Origin of the sequence: Serratia sp. (in: enterobacteria), assembly GCF_046715635.1 — a bacterium.
Taxonomy (GTDB): domain Bacteria; phylum Pseudomonadota; class Gammaproteobacteria; order Enterobacterales; family Enterobacteriaceae; genus Chania.
In genome coordinates this window covers 1-5,628 of the sequence record NZ_JBKJYW010000351.1, presented here as the reverse complement: position 1 = coordinate 5,628, position 5,628 = coordinate 1, and the positions used below count along the sequence as shown (strand labels likewise).

Sequence of the window (5,628 nt, the reverse complement as noted above, 5' to 3'; positions counted from 1 at the left end):
CGATTACGGCGATGCGGTAAAAGGTAGCGATAAAGAAGACCGTATTGGCCCGTTGCGTGGCATGCAAAAAGGCATGATCACCCAAAGCCAGATGAAACGGGCTTTGATGCTGACGGTGGTGCTGATCGCCATTTCCGGTTGCTGGCTAATCGCCGTCGCCTGTGAAAAACCCAGCGATGTGGTGGGCTTCCTGGTGCTGGGCGGGCTAGCGATTATCGCAGCCATTACATACACCGTGGGCACCAAACCTTACGGTTATCTGGGGCTGGGGGATATTTCGGTATTGGTGTTTTTCGGCTGGCTCAGCGTGGCAGGCACTTACTATCTACAGACCCACACCTTCGATAGCGTCGTGATGTTGCCAGCCACCGCCTGTGGCCTGCTCGCGACGGCGGTGTTGAACATCAATAATCTGCGCGATATCGAAAGTGACCGCGCTAACGGCAAAAATACCCTGGCCGTCCGCCTTGGCCCACAGAATGCGCGCTATTACCACGCAACGCTGCTGATCGCCGCCGTGGTGTGCTTTGCCCTGTTTACCCTGCTTAACCTGCACAGCCTATGGGGCTGGCTGTTTGTGCTGGCCATCCCGTTTCTGTATCGCCACGGTATGCGTGTCTTACGTGACCCTACGGCCGTCGGTATGCGTCCGATGCTGGAACATATGGTCAAGGCCGCCTTGCTCGCCAACGTGCTGTTTGCGATCGGCGTGGTGCTCAGTTAGTTGAGACTTGCGTACCAGAACGCATCCTGGCACTGATGATTTTGCCAACGGAGCGAATAAAGAGATATACTGGTTATTCCAGCGGCAAACAGACGTAAAATCCTATGAAATACGATACTTCCGAACTTTGCGATATCTATCAGGAAGAGGTCAACGTAGTTGAGCCTCTGTTCTCCAACTTTGGCGGGCGTACTTCATTTGGCGGGCAAATCACTACGGTGAAATGCTTCGAGGATAACGGCCTGCTGTTTGAACTGCTCGAAGAAAACGGCCGTGGCCGCGTATTAGTGATCGACGGCGGCGGCTCGGTACGCCGTGCCCTGATCGACGCGGAGCTGGCCCGTCTGGCGGCTCAGAACGAATGGGAAGGCATCGTGGTTTACGGTGCGGTGCGCCAGGTGGACGATCTGGAAGAACTGGACATCGGCATTCAGGCGATGGCCGCGATCCCGGTAGGAGCCACCAGCGAAGCGATAGGCGAAAGTGATATCCGCGTTAATTTCGGCGGTGTGACCTTCTTCTCTGGCGATCATCTGTATGCCGACAACACCGGCATCATCCTTTCTGAAGACCCGCTCGATATCGAGTAACCGCAGAAAATGACAAAGGGCGCCTGAGGCGCCCTTTTCGTTGGTGCTAATGGATCAGACTTCTTCCATTTTACCCAGCAATGCGCGCAGGCGATCTTGCCACACGTGCTGCTCTTCTTTCAGCTGCTGGTTTTCACGCACCAGTGACTCGTGGTTACCCGCAGCGCTCTGAACTTCCTGAGACAGGGAATTATTCTTCTCTTTCAGCTCTTCAATTTCCATCTGCAACAGCGTGATGGTATCGATCGCCTGCTGAACTTTTGCTTCCAGTTTTTCAAATACTTCAAATGACATTCTTCAGTCCCCTCATGATAGCAAGGCGTACATCCATAAGTAGCGCCGCAACCTTAGCTGCAGCGACTGCGAATATGCTCGCGTAACCAACAGGCCCAGCGCCTGTCTCGATAAAAACTTTCCCGCAATAAAAACGATTGTAAGTAGCCAGCCCCCCAGTGTCTAGCAACATACCGACCCAACGCGCACTCTGTTGCAATTTTCCTACTGTGGCTATCGGTCAAAACTGAAAGTCACCGCTGCCGAACGTCTGGGTTGTTAACAAATAGAGACAAAATAACTGGTCAGATCACCGTTTTATGGCGCAGAAAGAACACCAAACAACGCGAATTCGCTCAATTTTATGACGAAGTACACACATTTTGATTTCGCTATTTCTCGTTTATGCTCGTTAACGATAAATTTACATCACAACCTCAACCGATAAGAGGACGTGAAGAAAAACTCTGTAGCTCAAGGCCAAAACGCCAACGCGCCAAGCCTAGATAACCTATAACCGTCGTCTGCAGGACAATAACATTATGAGCCAAACCATCAGTCCGACCTTAAAAGGCCAGTGCATCGCTGAATTCCTCGGCACCGGTCTGTTGATTTTCTTTGGCGTAGGCTGTGTTGCAGCGCTGAAACTGGCCGGTGCCAGCTTCGGCCAGTGGGAAATCAGCATCATTTGGGGCCTGGGGGTGGCGATGGCCATCTATCTGACCGCCGCCATTTCCGGTGCTCACCTGAACCCGGCTGTCACGCTCGCGCTGTGGCTGTTCGCCTGCTTTGATGGACGCAAAGTACTCCCTTACATCGTTGCGCAGATTGCAGGTGCCTTCTGCGCGGCAGCACTGGTCTACGGGCTGTATTACAGTCTGTTCTTCGATTTTGAAGCCGCCCACCAGATGGTACGTGGCAGCAACGAAAGCCTCGAGTTGGCCGGTATCTTCTCAACCTATCCCAACGCACATATCTCCGTTGGCCAGGCCTTCCTGGTAGAAACCGTGATCACCGCCATCCTGATGTGCCTGATCCTGGCGCTGACCGACGACGGTAACGGCATTCCACGCGGCCCGCTGGCACCGCTGTTGATCGGTATTCTGATTGCCGTCATCGGTGCCTCTATGGGACCATTAACCGGCTTTGCACTGAACCCGGCGCGTGACTTCGGCCCGAAACTGTTCGCCTACCTGGCGGGCTGGGGCAACGTGGCCTTCACCGGCGCTCGCGACATCCCTTACTTCCTGGTGCCTATCTTCGGCCCTATCGTCGGCGCCGGTTTGGGAGCCTTTGGTTATCGCGCGCTGATCGGCCGCCATCTGCCTTGTGACGTTTGCGTTGAGCAAGAGCAACCCGCACCTAAATCAGAACAACGTAAAGCGTGATTGGCACAGCTTTAAACGGTTAACCACAGTAGGACTAAAAATTATGACAACCGAAAAAAAATATATTGTCGCCCTCGACCAGGGAACCACCAGTTCACGTGCCGTAGTACTCGATCACGATGCCAATATTGTTGCGGTTTCACAGCGTGAATTCACCCAGATCTACCCGAAAGCTGGCTGGGTAGAACATGACCCGATGGAAATCTGGTCCTCACAGAGTTCCACCTTGGTCGAAGTGCTGGCCAAGGCCGATATCAGTTCTGACCAGATCGCCGGGATCGGCATTACCAACCAGCGTGAAACCACCATCGTCTGGGAAAAAGAGACCGGTAAGCCGATTTATAACGCTATCGTCTGGCAGTGCCGTCGTACCGCCGACATCTGTGAAAAGCTCAAGCGTGATGGCCTGGAAGAGTATATCCGCCACAATACCGGCCTGGTGGTTGACCCATACTTCTCGGGCACCAAGGTCAAATGGATCCTCGATCACGTCGAAGGCGCTCGCGAACGTGCCAAGCGCGGTGAACTGCTGTTCGGTACCGTCGATACCTGGCTGGTGTGGAAGATGACCCAAGGGCGGGTTCACGTAACCGACTACACCAACGCCTCGCGCACCATGATGTTCAACATCCATGAACTGGACTGGGACGAGCGTATGCTGCAAGCGCTGGATATCCCGCGCGCCATGCTGCCAAAAGTCCGCCCTTCTTCCGAAGTGTATGGCCAGACCAACATCGGGGGTAAAGGCGGTACACGTATTCCTATCGCCGGGATCGCCGGTGACCAGCAGGCGGCGCTGTATGGCCAACTCTGCGTCCAGCCGGGTATGGCGAAAAACACCTACGGCACCGGCTGCTTCCTGTTGATGAATACCGGCAAAGAGGCCGTGCGCTCCAGCCACGGCCTGCTGACCACCATCGCCTGCGGCCCACGCGGTGAAGTGAACTATGCGCTGGAAGGTGCGGTATTTATTGGTGGTGCCTCTATCCAATGGCTGCGCGACGAACTGAAACTGATCAGCGATGCCGCCGACTCCGAATACTTCGCCACTAAGGTCAAAGACAGCAATGGCGTCTACGTGGTGCCCGCCTTTACCGGTCTGGGTGCCCCCTACTGGGACCCGTATGCCCGTGGCGCCATCTTCGGCCTGACCCGTGGCGTCAACAGCAACCACATCATCCGCGCCACGCTGGAGTCTATCGCCTACCAGACCCGCGACGTGCTGGATGCCATGCAGGCCGATGCCAATACCCGTCTGCAAGCGCTGCGTGTGGACGGTGGTGCGGTATCCAACAACTTCCTGATGCAGTTCCAGTCCGATATCCTCGGTACTCGTGTCGAGCGCCCTGAGGTGCGTGAAGTGACGGCGTTGGGCGCAGCCTTCCTGGCCGGGCTGGCGATTGGTTACTGGAACGATCTGGATGAGGTGAAGAGTAAAGCCACTATCGAGCGTGAATTCCGTCCGGGTATCGAAACTACCGAGCGTAACTTCCGTTACAGCGGCTGGAAAAAGGCCGTGGCTCGTGCACAAGCCTGGGAAGATCACGACTAACTCGCGTTATTCAAACGGGCGCAGCATGCAGCGTCCCTAAACTGTGAGCCCGATGAGGGGATATCTACAATCTCGCGCTGCCTTCGGGCAGCGTTTTTTTTTGCCTCCCTCTGCCGCCTTCCCCCTGTGGTAAACTTTGCCGATATTTTCTTCCCTTTACTCACTGACAGGTTTGCCATGAAACGTGAATTAGCCATCGAATTTTCCCGCGTTACCGAAGCCGCCGCACTTGCGGGTTATAAATGGCTGGGGCGCGGCGACAAGAACGCCGCCGACGGTGCCGCCGTCAATGCCATGCGCATTATGCTCAACCGGGTAGATATCGATGGCCGGATCGTGATCGGTGAAGGTGAAATTGATGAAGCTCCGATGCTGTATATCGGCGAAAACGTCGGTACCGGGCTGGGCGATGCGGTGGATATCGCCGTCGATCCCATCGAAGGTACGCGCATGACCGCAATGGGGCAATCCAATGCGCTGGCGGTCCTGGCGGTAGGCGATCGCGGCACCTTCCTGCACGCTCCTGATATGTATATGGAAAAGCTGGTCGTCGGCCCGCAGGCACGTGGGGTGATCGATCTCAACTTACCGCTAGCCACCAACCTGAACAACATCGCTGCCTGCCTAGGCAAGCCACTGACTGAGCTAACAGTGATCACTTTGGCTAAACCGCGCCACGACGCAGTGATCGCAGAAATGCAGCAGCTCGGGGTGAAGGTTTTCGCTATTCCCGACGGTGATGTCGCCGCGTCGATCCTGACCTGTATGCCGGAAAGCGAAGTGGATGTGATGTACGGCATCGGCGGCGCACCGGAAGGCGTGATCTCCGCTGCGGTGATCCGGGCGCTGGATGGCGATATGCAAGCCCGTCTGTTGGCTCGTCATCAGGTCAAAGGGGATAACGAAGAAAATCGCCGTATTGGCGAGCAGGAGCTGGCCCGCTGTAAAGAAATGGGCATCGAAGCTGGCAAGGTGTTGGTGCTGGATGAAATGGCGCGCAACGATAATGTGATCTTTGCCGCAACCGGGATCTCCAAGGGCGATCTGCTGGAGGGCATCACCCGCAAAGGCAATATGGCCACCACCGAAACCCTGTTAATC

At 55.5% G+C, this 5,628-nt stretch carries 6 protein-coding genes; 5 read left to right on the top strand and 1 reads right to left on the bottom strand.

From position 1 onward, the window contains the following. Both ACLQ7H_RS18585 and rraA read left to right on the top strand, forming a co-directional pair. On the top strand, positions 1 to 724 hold a 724-nt coding region (locus ACLQ7H_RS18585), incomplete at its 5' end, for a 1,4-dihydroxy-2-naphthoate polyprenyltransferase (protein ID WP_411753937.1). Positions 725 to 828: 104 nt separating this feature from the next. Then, complete coding sequence (rraA, locus tag ACLQ7H_RS18580; RefSeq protein WP_411753936.1) at positions 829 to 1,314, top strand: ribonuclease E activity regulator RraA; 486 nt, start codon at positions 829 to 831, stop codon at positions 1,312 to 1,314. A gap of 54 nt (positions 1,315 to 1,368) precedes the next feature. Here the strand turns inward: rraA and zapB are convergent, their stop codons facing one another. Further along, a complete protein-coding gene (zapB, locus tag ACLQ7H_RS18575; RefSeq protein WP_021181887.1) occupies positions 1,369 to 1,608 on the bottom strand; it encodes a septal ring assembly protein ZapB in 240 nt (79 codons plus the stop codon). A gap of 521 nt (positions 1,609 to 2,129) precedes the next feature. Between zapB and ACLQ7H_RS18570 the strand changes: the two genes are divergently transcribed. From ACLQ7H_RS18570 to glpX, 3 genes are all read left to right on the top strand, one after another. Continuing rightward, the gene (locus tag ACLQ7H_RS18570) at positions 2,130 to 2,975 is read left to right on the top strand and encodes an MIP/aquaporin family protein (protein ID WP_411753935.1); all 846 of its coding nucleotides are present in this window, start codon (positions 2,130 to 2,132) and stop codon (positions 2,973 to 2,975) included. A gap of 43 nt (positions 2,976 to 3,018) precedes the next feature. After that, positions 3,019 to 4,527: a glycerol kinase GlpK gene (gene glpK, locus ACLQ7H_RS18565; protein WP_411753934.1), complete on the top strand. Its 1,509-nt coding sequence runs from the start codon at positions 3,019 to 3,021 to the stop codon at positions 4,525 to 4,527. Between the two features lie 177 nt (positions 4,528 to 4,704). After that, on the top strand, positions 4,705 to 5,628 hold a 924-nt coding region (gene glpX / locus ACLQ7H_RS18560), incomplete at its 3' end, for a class II fructose-bisphosphatase (RefSeq protein ID WP_411753933.1).

What these genes read in the sequence shown, in the direction of transcription:
- rraA (WP_411753936.1), top strand. Translation starts at nt 829, where the DNA reads ATGAAATACGATACTTCCGAACTTTGCGATATCTATCAGGAAGAGGTC.
- zapB (WP_021181887.1), bottom strand. Translation starts at nt 1,608, where the DNA reads ATGTCATTTGAAGTATTTGAAAAACTGGAAGCAAAAGTTCAGCAGGCG.
- ACLQ7H_RS18570 (WP_411753935.1), top strand. Translation starts at nt 2,130, where the DNA reads ATGAGCCAAACCATCAGTCCGACCTTAAAAGGCCAGTGCATCGCTGAA.
- glpK (WP_411753934.1), top strand. Translation starts at nt 3,019, where the DNA reads ATGACAACCGAAAAAAAATATATTGTCGCCCTCGACCAGGGAACCACC.